Below are 19,106 nucleotides of genomic sequence, written 5' to 3' on the forward strand. Positions count from 1 at the left end.
AAGCCGCCTTTTAGCGTGTTTTTGCCTTTACCACCGATGATATCGTCATCATCATCGCCGCCGTCGATATCGTCATCATCATCGCCGCCTTGAACTTTGTCTTTGCCCAAGCCGCCTTTTAGCGTGTTTTTGCCTTTACCACCGATGATATCGTCATCATCATCGCCGCCGTCGATATCGTCATCGTCATCGCCGCCTTGAATTTTGTCTTTGCCCAAGCCTCCTTTTATTTTGTTTTTGCCTAGGCCAACTTCGATATCGTCATCGTCATCGCCGCCGTCGATATCGTCATCGCCATCGCCGCCTTTAATTGTGTCCTTGCCTTTGCCGCCGATGATTTTGTCTTTGCCTTTGCCGGCTGTAATGTTATCGTCACCATCGCTGCCTTCAATATCGTTATCCAGCGTCGCAGAACCGACAATAACTTGAGGTGCTGTAGTGCCACTAAACTTAAAGACATTTTGCTCGATGTTCAAGCTAAAACGCTGGCCGGTGAGAGATCGTTTGCCGTTGCTAACTTCAAAACCAAAACTCAGCGCACCGACAAAACCTACTGTCGCTTTGAACCTTACCAAGCCTGCGTTAATGTCTGCTTGAGTGAAGGTAAAACCGACTTGTGTTACGGCGACTCCATTAAACAATAGTTGGCCGGTTGTAGCATCGGGTAGCTCGGTTAACTTGAAGACTGTGCCGCTAGGACCTTGCTCGTCATCGACAAACCGCAACAACTCAGAAGTAATAGTTTGCTCGCCGCCGCTGGAACCAGCAGTCAAGCTATTATTAGCTTCCACTCGCGGAGGGTTAAAAATCGGAGTGAGAGTTTGACTTGGAGTTGGAGTTGGAGTTGGAGTTTGAGTTTGAGTTGGAGTTTCAGGATTAACTTCCAAAAAGTCGCCAGCAGTGATCAGCGTTGCGTTGACATTCAACAATAGCGCCAAGGCAAAGTTATTGACCCGAATTTCGGTATCGCCACCGACTTGTATAAAGGTCAAGCTGCTAAAGTTCAAGTCGCCAAACAGCAGAAATTTGTCGCTGCCGTCTGTGTAGTCAGTGATGACTGCTTTTGCCCCAGAGGTACTGTTACTCACGACATAAACGTCATCTCCAGCACCGCCGACACAGGTATGGTTGCCAGTACCGCCCATCAGGGTATCGTTGCCCTCGCCGCCCATCAGCGTATCGTCGCCGTTGCCGCCGCCGCTAACGCTGTCGTCGCCGTCGCCACCGTCTGCCATGTCATTGCCGTCGCCAGTCACGAGGGTATCGTTGCCAGCACCGCCCATCACGCTGTCGTCGCCGTCGCCGCCCATCACGCTGTCGTCGCCGTCGTCACCCATGCAAACGTCGTTGCCGGCACCGCCCATCACGCTGTCGTCGCCGTCGCCGCCCATCACGCTGTCGTCGCCGTCGTCACCCATGCAAACGTCGCTGCCGACACCGCCCATCACGCTGTCGTCGCCGTCGCCGCCCATCACGCTGTCGTCGCCGTCGTCACCCATGCAAACGTCGCTGCCGGCACCGCCCATCACGCTGTCGTCGCCGTCGCCGCCCATCACGCTGTCGTCGCCGTCGTCACCCATGCAAACGTCGCTGCCGGCATCGCCCATCACGGTATCGTTATCTTTGCCACCGTTAACGGTATCGTTGCCGTCGCCGCCGCTAACGTTGTCGTTGCCTGTGTCGCCCCTGACTGCATCGTTGCCTTCGCTGCCCTCACAATCGTCGTTGCCTTTGCCGCCATAGACGGTATCGTTGCCGGCGCCGCCGTCAACGTCATCATCTCCTTCGTTGCCGTGGGTCCAGTCATCGCCGTCATCGCCTTCGCAGATGTCGTTGCCACTGCCACCCATCACGGTATCGTTGTCTTTACCGCCGTTAAGGGTGTCGTTGCCGTTGCCGCCCATGACGGTATCTTTGCCCAGATCGCCTCTTATTTCATCGTCGTCATCGCCGCCCTCGCAATCGTCGTCATCTTTACCGCCGAAGATTTTATTTTTTTTGCCTCGGTTTCCTTTGATTCTGTCCTTGCCTTTTTTGCCGAATATCTCATCCTGTTCGCCGGTGGCGACAATTAAGTCATCGTCATCGGTACCGACGACGGTTCGGCGGCGATCGATGCCGCTGTCATCATCTAAGTCATCTATGTCGCCCACACCTTCTTCTAGTACGCCGTTAGATTCCGCCATTTGGCTGTCATCAGCAGCACCTTCTTCCAGTACGCCGTTAGACAGAGCTGGAAATGTGGTGGTAATGCCGTCGGTGTTTTCGGTGAGCGCTATCTGAATTAACTCGGCTAACTCCTCATCGGAAATTGTAGAGCTGTCGTCGCCTAAATCCCCGACTGGCTTTTGTGTTTCATCTTGAGCGGGAAAAAGTGTTCCCGCTCCTTCTTCTAACAACGTTAGTTCATCCATTGTTGATATTTCCCAAAAAATGGTAAGCTTCTTAGAATCAATTTATCAGCAAACAGGAGGCTGCAGAAGTTTTTTTTTTACTTCATGCTTTCGCCCCCTATAGGAGCTGGTTTCCTCATCTTTACTATTATAGATGCCACTTAAACTGCAAGGTTTTTTTCGCTATTTTGCGAGTTTTATATTCTGCCATTGCGTACCAAAATCAATTAATCCGCAACCTACACTGTAAGTGCTACGCCGAAGCTCCGAGCTTTTAAGATGTTCTCGGTATTTTCTACAGTAAGCTGCGCCGAAGGGCCCCTGCCTGTAGAGTTTCTACGTAATTTCTACAGTGAATTAGCTGAATTTAAACTCGCAACTGACAACTCCTAAATAACTACCCAAAACCTCTGTCCCCCAAATTCTACCCTTGCTTTTTTTCCGATCTAGGCTGGGTGTATTGAAGTTTTGTAACACTCCCAGCTTTGACAAATCCTTCCCTGACCTAGGATTTGAATCTCTTGACTAAACGACAGCACCCTCGTAATTTTAGTTCCCGATGATTAATTAGAAATTTAGATAATTCCCCCGACCAAATATTTGTTCTAATTTTTAGTGGCACAATTTTCTCTCATTCGAGGAAACCTCGCGAACTGAGTTTTTTTTCGGATCAATACTAAGAGTTCTGCCAAAATATATCTATCTTCAGGCAGATTGTAAGATTTGCTTTCAAATGGTATGTGACGCAGAAGTAGTTTTTGGTGACTGTTGCAAGCTCGGCATTTTGAGCGGGCATGACCCACGGCGAGGCTGCCCAACCCTGTTGTTTTGTAACGGCTTCGCTACCAAGTCCAATAATTCTCCGAGAAACCGGCCTGATGAGGGGTAATCCTCTAGATGCCAAAAAAAGAGTTGCTTGAGAGTACCGGAACAATTTTATGGTCGTTGTATTGTTGAGAGTTCTTGGCTGCTGATGTTTATTTTTGCTGCTTAACTTTAACTCGATTAAAACAGTTAAATTAAAAATTTTCTATATCATGAAAGCGGTAAATTAGCAATAAATTATTAGGAATTATCGATGGTGAAGTATCGATTATCGATCGCCACGGAGGTCTTAAGGATGAGGGCGGAGGGCTTACGGATGAGAACCCAGGGCTGACCAATTAATTAATTGACACAAAATCAAGATTACACATGGGGGGTTGGTGGTACAGGATAAGCGGTAAAGACCGATCGACCCCTCTCCCAAAAAAATAAAATACTCAAATTTGCCTGCGATATTGCCCTGAAACCGGTTGGCGAGAGCCGAAGTAATTTTAATAAGAACTAGAGATCCGCCTGGTAAAGTGCCTCCAATTTAACTTTACTCAGCAATGAGAAACTCAAGTTCACGACGAATCTAAAGGGGTCTGCGGTAGAGGTGCAAAATGTTAAAGATAGCAAGATTGGAGAAAATTCGGCTTTCACCGAGCCACAGGGCAATCAAAACTAATAAACTGTTATTAAAGTACAACTTTTATATCCTCAAAGTGTTTGAACAAATATACATGACCCTAGCGATCGCCCGATCGGGGGAAGCGCATTCAGAAACTTTGATTGGAAGAGTAAAAAATATGTTGCCGAGCGCTATTGCTAGCCGCAAAAACGCAGGCAAATTCAGAATTAAGGCGGGAGGGCGCTAAATCGGTGAGCCAGGAATTTCAACTCTCAGTCACCCCCGTTGGGGACGATGAATATCTAGTGCGGACAGAAAGGGTTGCACCCGGTGTACCCTTAGCCGAACAACAAGTCCGCTGGCCGATCGACGAATGGCTGGCACTGTCTGCTCAACTGATGAACGACCCGCTGGTGGGCTTGCTCCAGGGAAAAGCAGTACAGGGAAGCAGTTTTGCCGGTCGCGGCCTCTCCCGTTCGGGAAACAACTCAGCGCCGAATTTAGTAGCCCTGGGGCAACAATTATACAGCGGGCTGTTTCAAGGAAACTTGCGCGATAGCTGGACTTGCGCTCAAGGCATAGCCCAGCACCGCCGAGAAGTGCTGCAACTGCGACTCGGACTCAAAGGCCGGCGCTTGCCACGACTGCCGTGGGAAGTTCTGCACGCCGGCGATCGCCCTTTGGCAACCGGCACCGATGTCGTATTTTCTCGCTACCAACCAGGTACAAGTTTGTTCAAGCAAACCCGGATACTGCCTAGTGGCGGGCCACTAAAAATTTTAATGGCGATCGCCTCTCCGAGCGATCGAGACAGCTTGCAGCTCAAGCGAGAAGTGCTCCATTTGCAGCAAGAACTCCAAAACCGCACCGGTCATCCTCTCAAAAACAGCCCCCATTGCCCGGAAATTCAACTGACTATTCTCGAACAGCCCGATCGAGAACAACTTACCCAAGCCCTAGAACAAGGACACTACCAAGTCCTGCACTACGCAGGCCACAGCAACTTAGGTTCCAGAGGTGGGGAACTCTACCTAGTCAGCAGCCGCACCGGCTTAACCGAAACCCTCAGTGGCGACGACTTAGCTGGATTGCTCGTTAACAACGGTATTCAGATGGCCGTGTTCAACTCCTGCCGCGGCGCCTACGGCGACCCCTCAGACCTCGCGGACGACAGCCCGGAACGGAACTTAACCGAAGCTCTAGTCAAGCGTGGAATTCCGGCAGTGCTAGCAATGGCAGAAAGCATCCCCGACGATGTAGCCCTAACTCTCACGCGTTTGTTTTACCGCAACCTCAATCAAGGCTATCCAGTCGATCTCAGCCTGAGCCGTGCCAGAGCTGGGCTAATTTCTGCCTACGGTTCTCACCAGCTATACTGGGCTTTGCCCATTCTCTATCAGCACCCGGACTTTGACGGCTATTTGACCGGCGCGCCAGCCCACAGCGCGACATCCGGTTCTATGGTGCACATAATCGCGCCGGGAACGCCACCGGCGCTCGCGGGTACAGAATGGAAGGCCCCGTCTTCGGTTTCGGCGATCGCCCAATACCCCCCAATCCCAGCGAATCGATCCCATGAGTCAGACAATTCTGACGGCGAAGTCTGGGAATATCCCAACCAATTAAAAGATCGTAGGGATTGGGTTCACCAGAACGATCGAGCGGATGCTACTAACTCACCGAACTCACCGACGGCTTCGCCCTCCTCTATTCCTAATTCTGAGTGTTCAGCGATCCAAGCAACTCGCGCCGCTGCATCGACTCAGAAACCGTTAAAAAAACCGGGGCTGAAAAAATCTGTTACCCTGATGCTTTGCTTGTTGTCCGTTGCTTTTAGTGCTGGCTTTTTTGGGTGGCGGTACTCGAACCAGCGAGGTCCGAAACCAGAAGAGTTACTGCCGGCGGTACGGACTCCCCTGTCGCAAAATTACCTGCAACAACGTCACTAAAAGCGATCGCCCACTGCAATGCTGAATTTAGACTCTCTTGGCCTGGCTCCAAACTGGGTGGGGTTTTTGCTGGCCATTCGCGATCGGCTGCCGCTGGCAAAGCGATCGAAAGTATACTGCTCGATCGAATCTCGGACTTACCTTCATCAAGTCGGTTTTTACCGAAAATAAGCAGCAGCCCAACTAAGCATCGAGGAAGAAACTGGGTTTCTCGTCGAGAAAGTAAGTCCGGGACTGCTTAATCATAGAATGCGTCAGTCGATTTGAGATTTTAGACCTCGGCTTGAGTCCTGAGTCGAACGATTTGAGATTTTAAATTTACTCCACAGATAAATCTGGGAAATGGAACAAGAGTCTAAAATTTTGATCTCTCCACGACAGGAGTCGGTGGCTTGTCTGCGTTTTTGAGCGGGCTGATTCGGCAGCACGAGCATTCCTCATTCGGCACAAGACAATAAAAGCCAGAGTTGCCACAATTAAGAACGTCCTCACCGTCAGCGCGCTTATTTAACAATAATTAATTATGGAAGCGGCTGTGAGTTTGACCTCCTCGCATCCAGGATACCCGCCACGTGATTCATGCCGAAAGCAGACTCAGGACCGGTGAAATAAAAAACCTGTATCCGATGAAACTTGCCGAACGTATTTATCCGTGGGGTCAAGGCTTAAATCTAAAATCTAAAATCTAAAATCTAAAATCGATTGACGCGCCCCTCCAGTTGGTGCATAAATTTTGAGAGTATGGCAGTTTACAGGCCACGACTCGAAACCAATACATTTCCATCGAAACTCCATGTCGGGAACCGCTGCTAATTTGTAGTGCATCAAACATTTAAGCTGTTGTGCATTAAACTCGGTCTTTTTCAATTCCCCTGTGGAAATAACCTCAAATTCTCTGGCTTGGGGCCCGAGGAGGAAGATTTTCGCCAGTTCCCCCTAGAAATCTACTGATTCGTGGCGAAGTGTTAAGAGTCGCGAAGCAATCTCGCCCGATCAAAACTATTCTCCTCTTAGTGGCTGCCCGATGTTTCTGCCGCCGCGCCCATGGAGTCGGGTTTTAGCTTAAACCCGTTCAACCAACCGGTGAAATTTCCTGCAATTTTTACCGGATTGCCTTCCCCAGACTGCGTTCTGTGCAAGTTATATGCCCAAAACCTTAATAGAAGATTGCTCGTTGGTATTTGGGGTTTTGAGGGGATTTCCAGCCGTAAAAATAGAATTTACAAGTAGCTGGCAGTGGCATCGAGAACAAGTGCTGCCTCGTCTTGTTGAGGTAAAAGTTAACCCCGCGCCGGTAAATGCTTTCGGCAGATTTGCAGTGGCCGCGTTCTAGGTATTTCCATTCATGGCTGTCTTATTTTGACCTTGACCGCAGACACAATCGGGGATTGGTGAATGCAGGGAACAGACTTTACTGTAAAAAAGTAAAGCATTTAATTTGCGACAATAATTCCCCGCGCGATCGCTCCAAGGCTTACACAAGGATTTGGGCCGCGAGGAGCAAATTGATCGCCCTTCGAGCATCCTTACTTGCACCCCCGGTCTTGAGGCCGCAGAAATTTATCCAGAATCTTAATATTCAGAATTATTAGTATTGACAGTGAAACAAAGTTAATCTAATGTGTTGTAATTGATATAAGTAAAGTCCAATAAGCGAGGTACGGTCAATGGCAGAAACAGCTACAGCACCCTTAACAGGAAAAGGTCTGCTTCAAAAAATCAAAGGCAGTGATTTGCCACGCAGAGAACTTGCGAAGCTTTGCGGCTACTTCACTGTCAGCAAAAGTGGAGAAACCCGGATTAATCTGGCTGAGTTTTACGATGCAGTGTTAGCTGCTAAGGGCATTGAGCTAGAGAAGTCTAAAGCAGACGGACGCGGGCGAGAAGCGAGTTATCGAGCTAGCGTTCACAAGAATGGTTCGATCGTGATCGGGGCAAATTATACCCAAGAAATGGGATTAAAGCCGGGAGACGAGTTTGAAATTAAGCTCGGATACAAGCACATTCGCTTGATTCAGATCGATGTGGACAGACCGGATGTGGAATTGGATGATGAAGAGGAGGATACAGAAGAATAGAGGCGATCTCGATGCAGTCAGCCGATAGCAAGGCTACTGGATTTGGCTTCGCTACACGAGTATTTGCGCGCCACCCTTCGATTTAACTGATGAGCTGTCTTGACTATTTCTATTTTCTCTTGTCTCGCAAAGACTACAGTGCCTCTGAACTTCGCAAAAAGGGGCAAGAGAAAGGTTTTGGCAATGAGGAAATATTGGAGGCGATCGCGCAAATTCAAGACCGGGGCTATCAGTCTGACACTCGCTTGGTGGCAAACTCGATCGCCTCTGCAGCAGGCAAATACGGAAAGTCTGCCATCAAGCGCAAGTGCCTGCAAAAAGGAATTACCAACGATTTGTTCGAGCAAGTCTGGGAAGAAGAAATTGCAGAAAATCAGGACTCCGAAGCAGAAAAACTGGCCGAATTAAAAGCCAAAGTCATGCGGAAATACAAGATCGATACTTGGGGTAAAGCAGATCCGAAAACCAAGGGCAAAGTCTTGAATTACCTGCAATACAGGGGCTTTAATGCCTTTGAAATTTGGCGACAGTGGCAGACGGAAGAAGATGACGAGTAAATAGTAGGGTCAAGCAAATAGAGCAGGCCCCGATAGGCAAGCACAACTACACTGCTGCCGACGGGGCTAAAGTCTAAGTCCTGAGTTTTTTTGACACTCCCCTGCCTGAAGGCGAGGGGATTCTTGGTTCTGCGACATACCTTAAAACTATCTATCCTTGTGGCAGTGTTTAAACCAGGTATCCGTTCAAAAGAACCAAATATCGAGCTTAATTTAGATAGCCTCGCGAGGGTTTGTCTCCCCAAGCTTTCGAGAATTGCTTCTCTTGTTTCTGTGTGCCCCACAGTACATTTTAGAAATAAAAAGTTTAGTCTCTGATTTTGGCTTACATTAGTTAGCCCAGCTATGTTTTTCGTGGTTTTCGCCACCCACTAACCATTATTGTTTTCCGACCTGTCGTTTGAGCGTGGTGTCTCATGTGTATCGGCGGTTATTCTACCTGTAGTCTAGTTATTTTACTCTACAATGAACACAATGCAAGAAAGTTCAAGAAAACAATTAACAAAAGTTGATAATTAATTAAAGCCGTCAAGCTTATGACGGGGCTTTAGACCCAATTTCTTGGTAACTGTATGTCAATCCTCAGCGTTGACTAACTAAGATTCGTACATCTGCCGATGTCTGGCTAAAAGCTGGAGATATTTCTCGTTGATTTTAGCCAGCATCCATTTCTCTTTAAAAATGGCGGCGGATTCGGCTTTCACCGGATCAGTTTCGAGCGGCAAAATATCTTTTCGAGCGGCGGTTTGCTCTGCAACAGACTTCAGCTTTTGAGGGTTTTGCTGGTATTTTCGGCCGCTTTTGTGGTTAGCGTAGCGACGGGATCGAGTGTACCCCATCTGCAAGAACTTGCGGGCCATGTCGGCTCCCACAAAATCATCGGCATCGAGATACTCTAAAAACAAGGAGTAAATTTTGCTGCTAGACTCCCTGGCAATTTCAGGAGTCTTAAATCTCCAGAAAGGCAAAATTTCTCCTTTGTATGGTTCAACCAACAGCACTCCCTGTTCTCCTTTCCCTACCCGATAAAGTTCCGGGTGCTGTCTAAAGTCGATGTTTTTAAAATCCACAGAGTAGTCGAACTGCTTCATTGGGCGTTTTCTGTTGTATCTGGAACTATAGAAGCCCGGGGTTTACCTTCGTCTGGTTTGGTATAAACCCAGGCCCAAGCAATGAAGACAGCTTGAAAAGGCAGCCTCAACCAATACAGTAATTGGTTGTGGGGAATCCCTTCTATCGGAATGTTGTTGACGGCTTGATTGATATTAGCTGGAAACACGGCAATAAACAAGGCAATTAACCCCCACGCCGCCGCCCTGCTGACAGGAGGAACTAACAGCCCAATTCCGCCCAAAATCTCGAAAAAACCGCTGATATAAACCAATGCTTCCGGGTAAGGAAGCTGGGGCGGCACAATTCTGATAAAAGGTGCGGGTACTGCAAAGTGCAGCACGCCTACAATACTGATAGCTACTGCGAGAATAACTCGCCAAATTTCTTTTTGACTTTTCATGGGCAATGGGTAATTAATAATTGTTAAATTGCTACGATAATGCTTGCACAAAATCGCTATCTGCGATCGAGATGACAAGCAAACTGAGCCCCAAAAATTCCAGCTTTCCGGGTTTGTCTGCTTTTGCTGGTGGCTGTAACGATTTTATTTCGTAGAAAAACCAGGTTTCTGGCTAACTCCCAGACAAGTTTTCACAGCCCCAAACTGGAGGAAGCGAGAACTGGAATCCCACGCCTGCGCGTTGACTGCCAAAAACAGATAGCGCGCATTTTGATAACAAGATTTTAATGTCTAGTACCCTGTTGCTGTCTCTATCTTCGGGTAGTAAAACATGATTTTTGTTCCGGCTTGGGCGTCGTCAGCAGCCAAAGCAGTGGGGGATTTTGTCGATCGACAAATGCACCATCGCTTAACATTAGATAAATCATCGCCGCAATTGAGGAGTGCGATTGCTGCTAAATTTGACCCCCTCGCATCCAGGATACCCGCCACGTGATGAATCCGTCCAGAAATAAAAAACCTGTATCCGATAAAGGATCCCCCGAATTGATCTCGCGCAAGTCAATGCTTCAATTCTAAAATCTAAAATCTAAAATCAATAGTGCGGAATATTTTTATCTCATAGTGTGAAACCCTTGATTTTCGGTTGGCAGCTTGATTGTCCAATCGCCCTGAAACCCTTATTTTACGGTGGGCAATCAAAAACTGTCCGAAGTATTGTAAAATCTAAAATCTAAAATCTAAAATCGATTGACCTAGCCTTCCAGGCGCTTCCCTACCCTACCCTACGGGAACCCCTACGGGGAACGGGAACCCTGGCGGGAAGATAGCTTTGCTAGGGCGTACCTTGATTAGACTAATTAAGGCGAGTAATTTGTCAATAACTTTTAGAATTATTTAATATTTGCGTTTTGAGAATTATTGCCTCTGGCAACTCGGGAACGCTCTGTAATTAAAATTACTATCTCAAGTTTGAATATTGTCAACTTCCCACAGATGCTAGAATGAATCAAATTATCTAATTTGCTAAAAAGTCGATCGTCGTAGCAACTTCCAAAGCATCCTGCTGGAATTCAAAATAGTCACTCCTAGGCAGGAACTTTTTAGCCACCACATTATTCAAAAAGATTGAGCCTCCAAGCGCTGTGTCATTTTTATCTACACGTAAGCAATCACCGACGACCATGAACACCTCACTAAACACCTCTAAATTTGGCATTAACCGGATGCTGCGACAATCGCTGTTTGCAGGCATCATTTCTGCAGCAGCTTTAGCTAGCGGATGGGCGCCCGGTTTGTATGGACAATCCCCAAACCTCGTTTTCGGATCGGCAGCCCAAGCTCAAGAAATTAGCAGCCAAGAAATTACTAGCTACGCTCGTGCTGTGTTGGCAATAGAACCCAGACGGGTGGAAGCTTATAACGAAATTAAAGGAATGGCTGGGGGATCGGTTCCCAGAGTAGTGTGCAACGAAACTCAGCAAATTAATAGGTTGTCTGGAGGTGTTCGCGGCATCGCGGTGAATTACTGCCAACAAGCTAAAAAAGTTATCGAAACCAATGGTTTGACAGTTAGTCGCTTCAACCAGCTTACTTTGCTCCAGCAAGCGGACCCGGCAGTCAAACAGCGAATTCAAGCCGAACTGCTGCGACTGCAACAAGCGGGCAATCAATAAGCTTGAGGGTTTGAGTCTTTCTTCCTCTCCCGTTCTATTAGACTTCTCCATAAAAGCTTGTTAATGGCAGGCAGGATGCCTAAGCGCTACCTCCCCCCAACAATATATTGGAGATTTAAATTGTTCGAGTTACTAGACGATATGCAAAATTTTTTGAAAAAAGGGCGATCGTCTGTGATAAAATGCTTGACAAGATGACAAAAATGTGGTAAAGAGACAAGAACGGGAGCGGTTCAGAGAGATGAATATTTTTCAACTGGCTGTAAATCGGAATGAGATATAGCGATCGCCAAGACGATTAAAACGTTTTTAATTCCTGAAACATGAGCTGAAAATGGCAATTTCGGTCTTCCTTATTCCTTCGGCTATAAAAAAGATATTCCTCAAAAACTCGATGTAAAGTGAAGGGTTCTGAGGAATAGAATAGAAAAATGCTAACATTCACAAAACATTTACCAGCAAATCCCGATGCTGTTGTCAGCTTTACTTTACCAATGACAGCCGACGATCGCACTCGCAGCCGCCACCGATTCGAGACAGAAACGGGGGAAAGGCTGCACCTGAGTTTGCCCAGAGGTACAGTATTGCGCGATCGAGATTTATTGCAGTCGGAAGACGGTAGCTGTTTGGTACTGGTAAGTGCAAAACCCGAACTCGTGCTGACAGCGCGGGCCTCAAGCCCGCTGCTACTGATGCGGGCGGCTTATCATTTAGGAAACCGCCACGTAGCTTTAGAAGTTGCCGATAATTATTTAAGGCTTTCTCCCGACTCTGTGTTGCAGGGAATGCTAGAAAAAATGGGTTTGGAAGTAACAGAGGAAATTGTGCCGTTTCAGCCGGAAATGGGCGCTTACGGGCACAGCCATTAGATTTTAGATTTTAGATTTTAGATTTTAGATTTACTCCCACCGATAAATCCGAGGGCTTATGACTAAATTGCTTTCGGCTATTGAAGAAGCAAGAAGTCAACAGTCAACAGTCATTCGATTTTAGATTTTAGATTTTAGATTTTAGATTTTAGATTTTGGATTGACTTGCGCGAGATAAATTCGGGGGCTTGAGGATTTTCGATTTTCGATTTTCGATTGATTCCCCGGATAAATCACGTGGCGGGTACCATCAACAAATTCTTGGTCAACAGTCAACAGTGAACAATCAACTTTTATCTTTGTTGCAGTTAGCTTTTGCACCTGTGGGAGCTTATAGTTATTCTGAGGGAATCGAAAGTCTGGTAGAAACCGGTACGATCGACAGCGAGATTACTTTGAGGAATTGGTTAGAAAATTCGCTGCAATTCGGGGCTGTGCGAGTAGAAGCCGCTGTGGTGGTAAGGGCTTTGAGGGCGGCACAGATGGGGGATTTGACGGCTTTGAATTACTGGAATGCTTGGGCGACGGCTGCTAAGGAAACAGAAGAGTTGCGCTTGCAAAGTTGGCAAATGGGGCGGACTTTGGTGAGGTTGCTGCTGGATTTGCGTGAAGCGAAGCTATCCCGCAGGGAATCGCCCGTTGCTTCTGGGTTAACAACAAGTGTAAAAGATTTGGTGGAATTTGGCGGCAATCCGTGCAATTTTGCGATCGGCTTTGGCATTGCCGCCGCCAACTGGCAGATTGAAGAGGAAGCGGCCGTGTTAGGATATTTGTACAGTTGGGCTGCCAATTTGGCGAGTGCGGGCGTGAAACTGATTCCCCTCGGTCAAACAGCCGGTCAACAGTTGCTGTTAGATTTGCAGTCTCAAATTAGCTGTACGGCGCAAGAAGTTTTAAAATTAGAAGATGATGAGCTTGGGAGTTGCAGTTGGGGATTAGGACTGGCTAGCATGGCGCACGAAACTCAGTACACTCGGTTGTTTCGCAGTTGAAAATCCTTCAATCCCAAATCCCTCAATCCCAAATCCCAAATCAGAAAATCAGAAAATCTAAAATCTAAAATCTAAAATCTAAAATCGCTATGGGTGCTTTTCGTGTAGGAATTGCTGGGCCAGTTGGTTCGGGGAAAACAGCTTTACTGGATGCTTTGTGCAAAGCGCTGCGACAGCAATACCAGATTGCGGTTGTTACTAATGATATCTATACTCAGGAAGATGCCCAGTTTTTGGTTCGGAGTCAAGCTTTGGAGAGCGATCGAATTTTGGGCGTAGAAACAGGAGGCTGTCCCCACACAGCCATCCGCGAAGATGCTTCGATAAACTTAGTAGCTATAGAAGAGTTAGAACACAAATTCACTGATTTAGATTTAGTATTTGTCGAAAGCGGCGGCGATAACTTGGCGGCAACTTTTAGCCCGGAGTTAGTAGATTTAACAATTTACGTAATCGATGTCGCAGCAGGCGATAAAATTCCGCGCAAAGGCGGGCCAGGAATTACTAAATCTGATATGTTGGTAATTAATAAAACAGACCTCGCACCTTATGTAGGAGCAGATTTAGGCGTGATGGAACGGGACGCGAAAAAAATGCGGGGGGAGAAACCTTTTGTTTTTACTAACTTGAAGACAAAGGAAGGATTAGAATCGGTAGTTAATTTTGTTAAATTGAATATGGCATAGATTGAGAAAATATAGTATAATGTAAATAAAGTGACACGGCTCGCAATTCCCCGTGAAAACGTCTCCAGACAAATATAGTCTGCTTGAGTCGCGGGAGTGTCAAAAAAATCTCGTTCTAGTTTTGCCGTTTAATGACTACCAAGTAAGTTATGCTGAGTTGTTATGATGCAGCCGAATACTTTTTGGCTCAGGCAAGTGAAGATGCTGGCGATCTGATATCTAATCTCAAGCTTCAGAAATTGGTTTACTATGCTCAAGGCTTTCATTTAGCTTTGTACGATGAACCGCTATTTCTTGAAGCCATAGAAGCATGGACTCACGGGCCCGTTGTTCCTGATTTGTACCGTCACTATAAAAAGTATGGTACTGGTGCAATTCCACGTCCTGAATATATAGACTTTTCGATTTACGAAGAAAAAACTAAGAGCCTGCTTGATGAAGTTTACTCTGTGTTTGGGCAGTTTGCTGCATGGAAGTTAAGGAACATGACACACGAAGAATATCCCTGGAAACTTGCTGCTCAAAATAGCGGAAAAATTACTCATCAATCCCTGAAAAAATACTTCAAGACTCAACTCAATTGTGAAGAAGCATCTTAAGGCAAATCAACGCCAAGAAAAAGGGAAAAGGATTTCACCTAGAGAAATTGTTGATTTACCGCCAGAGCAGGAGTCACCTCTATTTTCTTTGCGATACATGAATAAAGATTACTCTCTTTCTCAATGCACAAAAGATGAAAAGGCTGCTTTTGCAGATACGCTCTACAAATTAAATCAGCTTACCTGGAGTGAGATTAATGCTTGTCCCCGTCACGGATTGGGCTACGAGAAGATAGCCCGAAGTTCCATTAGAGCACCTATTCCCAGCCATCTTAAGGATGATGTAAATTTTATTGCTTTTCGGTTTTGCGGGAAGGCTCCAATGGTTGGTTATCGGGATGGGGCTGTGTTTTATGTTATTTGGTTGGACAGGGGTTTTACGCTTTACCCTCATTAAAAAGAACTCGTTAAATTAGTGGCGGTGTCCAATTTTCGCTACCTCACCACCAATTCCCTGACCAAATTTGCCAAACGTTCTGTACTGTCTGTCACCGCTAATTGAGCAGCAGCTTGAGACATTTTTTCCAAATATTCGGAATCTCTTAACAAATACAACACTTTGCTTTGCAAGACATCTGCTGTCAGTTCGCTTTGACGGAATACCACAGCGGCGCCGACTTTAGCAAATACATCCGCATTAAATCTTTGGTGGTCGTCAGCCGCGTGAGGAAAAGGAATTAAAATAGAAGGTACGCCCGTCACTGCTAATTCTGTCAGAGCACTGGCGCCCGATCGACTAATTGCTAAATTTGCTCGCTGCAACAAGCTCGCCACATTGTCGTAAAATGGCATTGACAAATATTGCTCGTGTTTCAAACTCTCGGCATCCGGGTCATTATTTCCGGTGAGGTGAACCACCCAAGCGCCGGCATCAAACCAAGCCGGAGCACACTCGCGCACTAACTTATTGACTGCGACAGCACCTTGAGAGCCACCCATGACTAAAATAACAGGTACGCTGTCAGGAATTGGCAAATTTAGAGGTTGGCGGGCGAGGAATTGCGATCGCACCGGCGTACCAGCCACCACCGTTTTGGCGCGGGGTAAATGCTGGGCTGCTGCTTCAAATCCGATCGCCACAGCAGTGCACAAAGGACTAAACCAGCGCGTCACCTTCCCCGGAATGGCATTAGATTCGTGGAGAATCACCGGCAAACCCAAAGAGCGAGCCGCTAGAATTGCTGGTGCTGCGATGTAACCGCCGGTAGTAAAGACTCCCTGAAAATTTCCCGCTTTGAGCAACTTCCGCACATGAAGGATCGAGCCGACGAGTCCGCCCAAAATTCGCACAGTACCTAGTCCAAATCGCTGCTGAAAGCCTTCAACGGCGATCGTGTGGAGGGGGTAAAGGGATGAAACTAATTCGGTTTCCATGCGATCTGGGACTCCTAGCCATTCGATCTGACAGTCGTTCAACTGACTAGCGGTGGCGATCGCAGGAAATAAATGTCCACCAGTGCCGCTAGCTGCAACCAACAACCGGAGGGGGGCTTTTGTCAAGGTTTTTGTTTTTTTTACAAGTACAAGTTCCACAGGTCAATCAATTTTATATTTGAGGTTTTAGATTATTATGCTTATTATTCCGGCAGTTTCAGCCAATTTTCAATCAGCAATCTAAAATTAGATTGTGCCATGTCCGTCCTTCCGTTGTCAGTTTTCGTTGCAGGCGAACAGTTGCCCGCGCCACGACTCCTGACAAATAACCAAATTATCACCTAATGCGTAATTTTTTGAATTTAGTGCCAAGTGCATCTCAGTATTTTTCCAGCCGTCGGGACGAAAAAGCCGATCCGCTTCGAGGGCTGCGCCAACGGGCGATCGTTTTTGGCTTTAACGGCGGGCAGTCGATCGCTCAAATATTGTTATGTTTAACAGTGGTAAGTGCTGGCGTGCTGCATCAAGGTGCGGCAAGAGCGATCGGTGCGATCGGGGCGACTCCCCAAACGATCGCCCAAACAGGAGCAAATGCGCCAGCCCCACTCACAAAGGTGCTAACAGAAATTGACGCCGCCGCCAACCGGCGCGATGTCAAAGCAGTCATGGCATTTTACAGCCAGAATTTCACTCATTCTGACGGCTTAAACGGCCAAAGCATGGAAAAAGCCCTCACCCAACTCTGGGATCGATATCCAAGTTTAAATTACCGCACCGAGATCAAATCTTGGAAAACCGAAGGTAGCGCGATTATTGCAGAAACCATAACTACAATTGCCGGCACTCAAAAAAAGGATGGCAGAGAATTAACTCTCAAAGCTACCATCCGTTCCCAGCAGCGCTTTGAAGGTGAAAAAATAGTTAGTCAAGAGATTTTAGCAGAACAAACTCAGCTTAGTTCTGGAAATAATCCTCCCACAATTGAAGTAAATTTGCCGGAGCAAGTTAAGGTAGGCGAAGATTACTATTTTGATGCCATTGTACGAGAGCCGATCGGCGATGATATTTTAATAGGGACTGTTTTGGAGGAACCCATTACCGAAAAAACCTTTTTTAATCCCTCAGAAGTCGAGCTAGAGTTGCTAAATGCCGGGGGAATTTTTAAAGTAGGTAAAGCTCCGGCTACGCCAGAAAATCGGTGGGTTTCAGCAGTTTTGATGCGACAAGGTGGAATTGCAACAGTTAGTGTGCGATTGCGGGTTGTCAAGTAATAAAATAGGTGTTATGGGTTATACCATTTTAGATTTTAGATTTTAGATTTTAGATTTTAGATGGGGAATAACTTATGAATTAAATGTTTGGAGCGCTGGTCTACAGTTGCATTTTTTAGGGGATGGTATTATTTGGGTAATTTTAGTAGTGGCGAGTTCAAGAAAATCTTGAAGAGAAAGGACTGAATCCCTAAAGTCGTCACTACAAGAATTATGTTGAATTGACAGTATGAAATATCCAAACCCTTATCTCATTAGTCATTCCCAATTCCCAAATCTAAAATCTAAAATCTAAAATCGTATGATTTCTATCCAAAATCAAATTGTTTTCATTACAGGTGCGAGTAGCGGTATCGGAGCAGCCTGTGCCAAGATATTCGCCAAAGGTGGAGCCAAACTAATTTTAGCAGCCCGCCGTCTTGAAAAGCTTGATCGACTGGCAAACGAACTTGTAGAAACAAAATCCATCGCATCGGCAAACGAGATTTATTTACTAGAATTGGACGTGCGATCTCGCCCGCAAGTCGAATCGGCGATAACTGCGCTTCCCGATGCCTGGAAAAACATCGATATTCTGATTAACAATGCGGGATTGAGCCGTGGTTTAGACAAACTGCACGAAGGCAACTTTCAAGATTGGGAAGAAATGATTGATACCAATGTTAAAGGCTTGCTTTACATGACTCGTGCGATCGTGCCGGGAATGGTAAGCCGAAACCGCGGCCACGTAGTGAATATCGGCTCAATAGCAGGCCGCCAAGCTTATCCGAAAGGTAATGTTTATTGCGCTTCCAAAGCAGCAGTGAGAGCTATTTCTGAAGGGTTGAAACAAGACCTTTTGGGAACAGCAGTGCGGGTGACAGAAATAGAGCCTGGTTTGGTGGAAACAGAATTTAGCAATGTCCGGTTTCACGGCGATGCAGAAAAAGCAAAAAATGTCTATCAAGGATTGACACCGCTGACTGCGGACGATGTAGCCGATGTCGTGTATTTTTGCGCGACGCGATCGCCCCACGTCAATATTAGCGAAATCTTGCTAGTTCCGACAGACCAAGCTAGTGCAACTCTGGTTCACCGAAAAGAGTTTTGAGTTTTTAGTGGTAAGTGTCCGGATTGCGCTCGAATTCTCAGGAAGCTTAATTGGTAGATGCACCCTGATTAATTAACTCCCGACCAATTTTGGCCGGGTTTTTTTTGTCGATCGCCCCCCCTCGCCACAAATTCTCCAAAATTCTGCCAAAGTGTCCTGAAAAGGTGCACATCGGGCGGGAGACTAAATTAGTAGATGCACCCTGATTAAATAACTCCCGACCAATTTTGGTTTGGGGTTTTTTTTTGCGGTATCGAGGGTGATGCTGAATAAAGTTTGAGGTTGTCCGGATGGCGCTCGAATTCTCAGGAAGCTTAATTGGTAGATGCACCCTGATTAATTAACTCCCCGCCAATTTTGGTTTGGGGTTTTTTTTTGCGATATCGACGGTGATGCTGAATAAAGTTTGAGGTTGTCCGGATTGCGCTGGAATTCTCAGGAAGCTTAATTGGTAGATGCACCCTGATTAATTAACTCCCCGCCAATTCTGGTTTGGGGTTTTTTTTTGCCGATCGCACCCCAAACCACGAATTTCCCAAAATTTTCCCAAACTGTCCCGAACAGGTGCACCTCGAACCGGAGACTAAATTAGTAGATGCACCCTGATTAATTAACTCCCGACCA

Annotated in this window: 19 protein-coding genes; 15 read left to right on the forward strand and 4 right to left on the reverse strand. The window is 46.6% G+C overall.

The features are described 5' to 3' along the window. The coding region (locus QUB51_RS07475; protein ID WP_333392999.1) for a cadherin-like domain-containing protein at window positions 1–2,414 on the reverse strand (2,414 nt) is incomplete at its 3' end. A 1,406-nt stretch (window positions 2,415–3,820) separates the two neighbouring features. Between QUB51_RS07475 and QUB51_RS07480 the strand changes: the two genes are divergently transcribed. From QUB51_RS07480 to QUB51_RS07505, 6 genes are all read left to right on the forward strand, one after another. Then, window positions 3,821–4,075, forward strand: coding sequence for a hypothetical protein (locus QUB51_RS07480; protein ID WP_333057449.1), 255 nt, complete (start codon window positions 3,821–3,823; stop codon window positions 4,073–4,075). Between the two features lie 4 nt (window positions 4,076–4,079). Continuing rightward, on the forward strand, window positions 4,080–5,777 hold the full coding sequence (locus tag QUB51_RS07485) for a CHAT domain-containing protein (RefSeq protein WP_333057448.1): 1,698 nt from the start codon (window positions 4,080–4,082) through the stop codon (window positions 5,775–5,777). A gap of 18 nt (window positions 5,778–5,795) precedes the next feature. Then, a complete protein-coding gene (locus tag QUB51_RS07490) occupies window positions 5,796–5,948 on the forward strand; it encodes a hypothetical protein (protein WP_333057447.1) in 153 nt (50 codons plus the stop codon). Window positions 5,949–6,921: 973 nt separating this feature from the next. Continuing rightward, window positions 6,922–7,110 (forward strand): hypothetical protein, encoded by a 189-nt coding sequence (locus tag QUB51_RS07495; protein WP_333057446.1) that lies wholly within the window; start codon window positions 6,922–6,924, stop codon window positions 7,108–7,110. A gap of 334 nt (window positions 7,111–7,444) precedes the next feature. Beyond that, entirely contained in the window at window positions 7,445–7,855 is a 411-nt protein-coding gene (locus tag QUB51_RS07500) for an AbrB family transcriptional regulator (RefSeq protein WP_015177612.1), read from the forward strand. A gap of 89 nt (window positions 7,856–7,944) precedes the next feature. Continuing rightward, window positions 7,945–8,412 carry a regulatory protein RecX gene (locus QUB51_RS07505; protein ID WP_006634375.1) on the forward strand — a complete coding sequence of 156 codons (468 nt, stop codon included), beginning with the start codon at window positions 7,945–7,947 and terminating at the stop codon, window positions 8,410–8,412. Window positions 8,413–9,008: 596 nt separating this feature from the next. On the opposite strand, the gene QUB51_RS07510 is transcribed toward QUB51_RS07505, so the two are convergent. Then, complete coding sequence (locus QUB51_RS07510) at window positions 9,009–9,503, reverse strand: DUF4385 domain-containing protein (protein ID WP_333057445.1); 495 nt, start codon at window positions 9,501–9,503, stop codon at window positions 9,009–9,011. Further along, window positions 9,500–9,925, reverse strand: coding sequence for a DoxX family protein (locus QUB51_RS07515; protein WP_333209550.1), 426 nt, complete (start codon window positions 9,923–9,925; stop codon window positions 9,500–9,502). Before QUB51_RS07515 ends, QUB51_RS07510 begins: the two co-directional genes overlap by 4 nt. A gap of 331 nt (window positions 9,926–10,256) precedes the next feature. On the opposite strand from QUB51_RS07515, the gene QUB51_RS07520 reads away from it, so the two are divergent. From QUB51_RS07520 to QUB51_RS07550, 7 genes are all read left to right on the forward strand, one after another. Then, complete coding sequence (locus QUB51_RS07520) at window positions 10,257–10,421, forward strand: hypothetical protein (RefSeq protein ID WP_333057443.1); 165 nt, start codon at window positions 10,257–10,259, stop codon at window positions 10,419–10,421. A 688-nt stretch (window positions 10,422–11,109) separates the two neighbouring features. Beyond that, window positions 11,110–11,601: a DUF4168 domain-containing protein gene (locus tag QUB51_RS07525; protein WP_333209548.1), complete on the forward strand. Its 492-nt coding sequence runs from the start codon at window positions 11,110–11,112 to the stop codon at window positions 11,599–11,601. A 431-nt stretch (window positions 11,602–12,032) separates the two neighbouring features. After that, window positions 12,033–12,470 (forward strand): urease accessory protein UreE, encoded by a 438-nt coding sequence (gene ureE, locus QUB51_RS07530; protein ID WP_333209546.1) that lies wholly within the window; start codon window positions 12,033–12,035, stop codon window positions 12,468–12,470. Between the two features lie 278 nt (window positions 12,471–12,748). Beyond that, on the forward strand, window positions 12,749–13,462 hold the full coding sequence (locus QUB51_RS07535) for an urease accessory protein UreF (RefSeq protein ID WP_333057439.1): 714 nt from the start codon (window positions 12,749–12,751) through the stop codon (window positions 13,460–13,462). Between the two features lie 89 nt (window positions 13,463–13,551). Then, window positions 13,552–14,148: an urease accessory protein UreG gene (ureG, locus tag QUB51_RS07540; protein WP_333057438.1), complete on the forward strand. Its 597-nt coding sequence runs from the start codon at window positions 13,552–13,554 to the stop codon at window positions 14,146–14,148. Between the two features lie 149 nt (window positions 14,149–14,297). Beyond that, window positions 14,298–14,747, forward strand: coding sequence for a type II toxin-antitoxin system antitoxin SocA domain-containing protein (locus tag QUB51_RS07545; RefSeq protein WP_333057437.1), 450 nt, complete (start codon window positions 14,298–14,300; stop codon window positions 14,745–14,747). Window positions 14,748–14,844: 97 nt separating this feature from the next. Then, window positions 14,845–15,144: a hypothetical protein gene (locus tag QUB51_RS07550; RefSeq protein ID WP_333209543.1), complete on the forward strand. Its 300-nt coding sequence runs from the start codon at window positions 14,845–14,847 to the stop codon at window positions 15,142–15,144. A 38-nt stretch (window positions 15,145–15,182) separates the two neighbouring features. Here the strand turns inward: QUB51_RS07550 and murG are convergent, their stop codons facing one another. Beyond that, window positions 15,183–16,247: an undecaprenyldiphospho-muramoylpentapeptide beta-N-acetylglucosaminyltransferase gene (gene murG, locus QUB51_RS07555; protein WP_333260461.1), complete on the reverse strand. Its 1,065-nt coding sequence runs from the start codon at window positions 16,245–16,247 to the stop codon at window positions 15,183–15,185. A gap of 218 nt (window positions 16,248–16,465) precedes the next feature. On the opposite strand from murG, the gene QUB51_RS07560 reads away from it, so the two are divergent. After that, window positions 16,466–17,392: a nuclear transport factor 2 family protein gene (locus QUB51_RS07560; protein WP_333057434.1), complete on the forward strand. Its 927-nt coding sequence runs from the start codon at window positions 16,466–16,468 to the stop codon at window positions 17,390–17,392. A 301-nt stretch (window positions 17,393–17,693) separates the two neighbouring features. Further along, complete coding sequence (locus tag QUB51_RS07565; RefSeq protein ID WP_333057432.1) at window positions 17,694–18,482, forward strand: SDR family oxidoreductase; 789 nt, start codon at window positions 17,694–17,696, stop codon at window positions 18,480–18,482. The last annotated feature ends 624 nt before the right edge of the window (window positions 18,483–19,106 follow it).

Origin of the sequence: Microcoleus sp. AT8-A3 (assembly GCF_036705675.1) — a bacterium.
Classification (GTDB): Bacteria; Cyanobacteriota; Cyanobacteriia; order Cyanobacteriales; family Microcoleaceae; genus Microcoleus.

Coding starts and splice junctions, on each gene's coding strand:
- QUB51_RS07480 (WP_333057449.1), top strand. CDS start 3,821: ATGTTAAAGATAGCAAGATTGGAGAAAATTCGGCTTTCACCGAGCCAC.
- QUB51_RS07490 (WP_333057447.1), top strand. CDS start 5,796: ATGCTGAATTTAGACTCTCTTGGCCTGGCTCCAAACTGGGTGGGGTTT.
- QUB51_RS07495 (WP_333057446.1), top strand. CDS start 6,922: ATGCCCAAAACCTTAATAGAAGATTGCTCGTTGGTATTTGGGGTTTTG.
- QUB51_RS07500 (WP_015177612.1), top strand. CDS start 7,445: ATGGCAGAAACAGCTACAGCACCCTTAACAGGAAAAGGTCTGCTTCAA.
- QUB51_RS07505 (WP_006634375.1), top strand. CDS start 7,945: ATGAGCTGTCTTGACTATTTCTATTTTCTCTTGTCTCGCAAAGACTAC.
- QUB51_RS07510 (WP_333057445.1), bottom strand. CDS start 9,503: ATGAAGCAGTTCGACTACTCTGTGGATTTTAAAAACATCGACTTTAGA.
- QUB51_RS07515 (WP_333209550.1), bottom strand. CDS start 9,925: ATGAAAAGTCAAAAAGAAATTTGGCGAGTTATTCTCGCAGTAGCTATC.
- QUB51_RS07520 (WP_333057443.1), top strand. CDS start 10,257: ATGATTTTTGTTCCGGCTTGGGCGTCGTCAGCAGCCAAAGCAGTGGGG.
- QUB51_RS07525 (WP_333209548.1), top strand. CDS start 11,110: ATGAACACCTCACTAAACACCTCTAAATTTGGCATTAACCGGATGCTG.
- ureE (WP_333209546.1), top strand. CDS start 12,033: ATGCTAACATTCACAAAACATTTACCAGCAAATCCCGATGCTGTTGTC.
- ureG (WP_333057438.1), top strand. CDS start 13,552: ATGGGTGCTTTTCGTGTAGGAATTGCTGGGCCAGTTGGTTCGGGGAAA.
- QUB51_RS07545 (WP_333057437.1), top strand. CDS start 14,298: ATGCTGAGTTGTTATGATGCAGCCGAATACTTTTTGGCTCAGGCAAGT.
- QUB51_RS07550 (WP_333209543.1), top strand. CDS start 14,845: ATGAATAAAGATTACTCTCTTTCTCAATGCACAAAAGATGAAAAGGCT.
- QUB51_RS07560 (WP_333057434.1), top strand. CDS start 16,466: ATGCGTAATTTTTTGAATTTAGTGCCAAGTGCATCTCAGTATTTTTCC.
- QUB51_RS07565 (WP_333057432.1), top strand. CDS start 17,694: ATGATTTCTATCCAAAATCAAATTGTTTTCATTACAGGTGCGAGTAGC.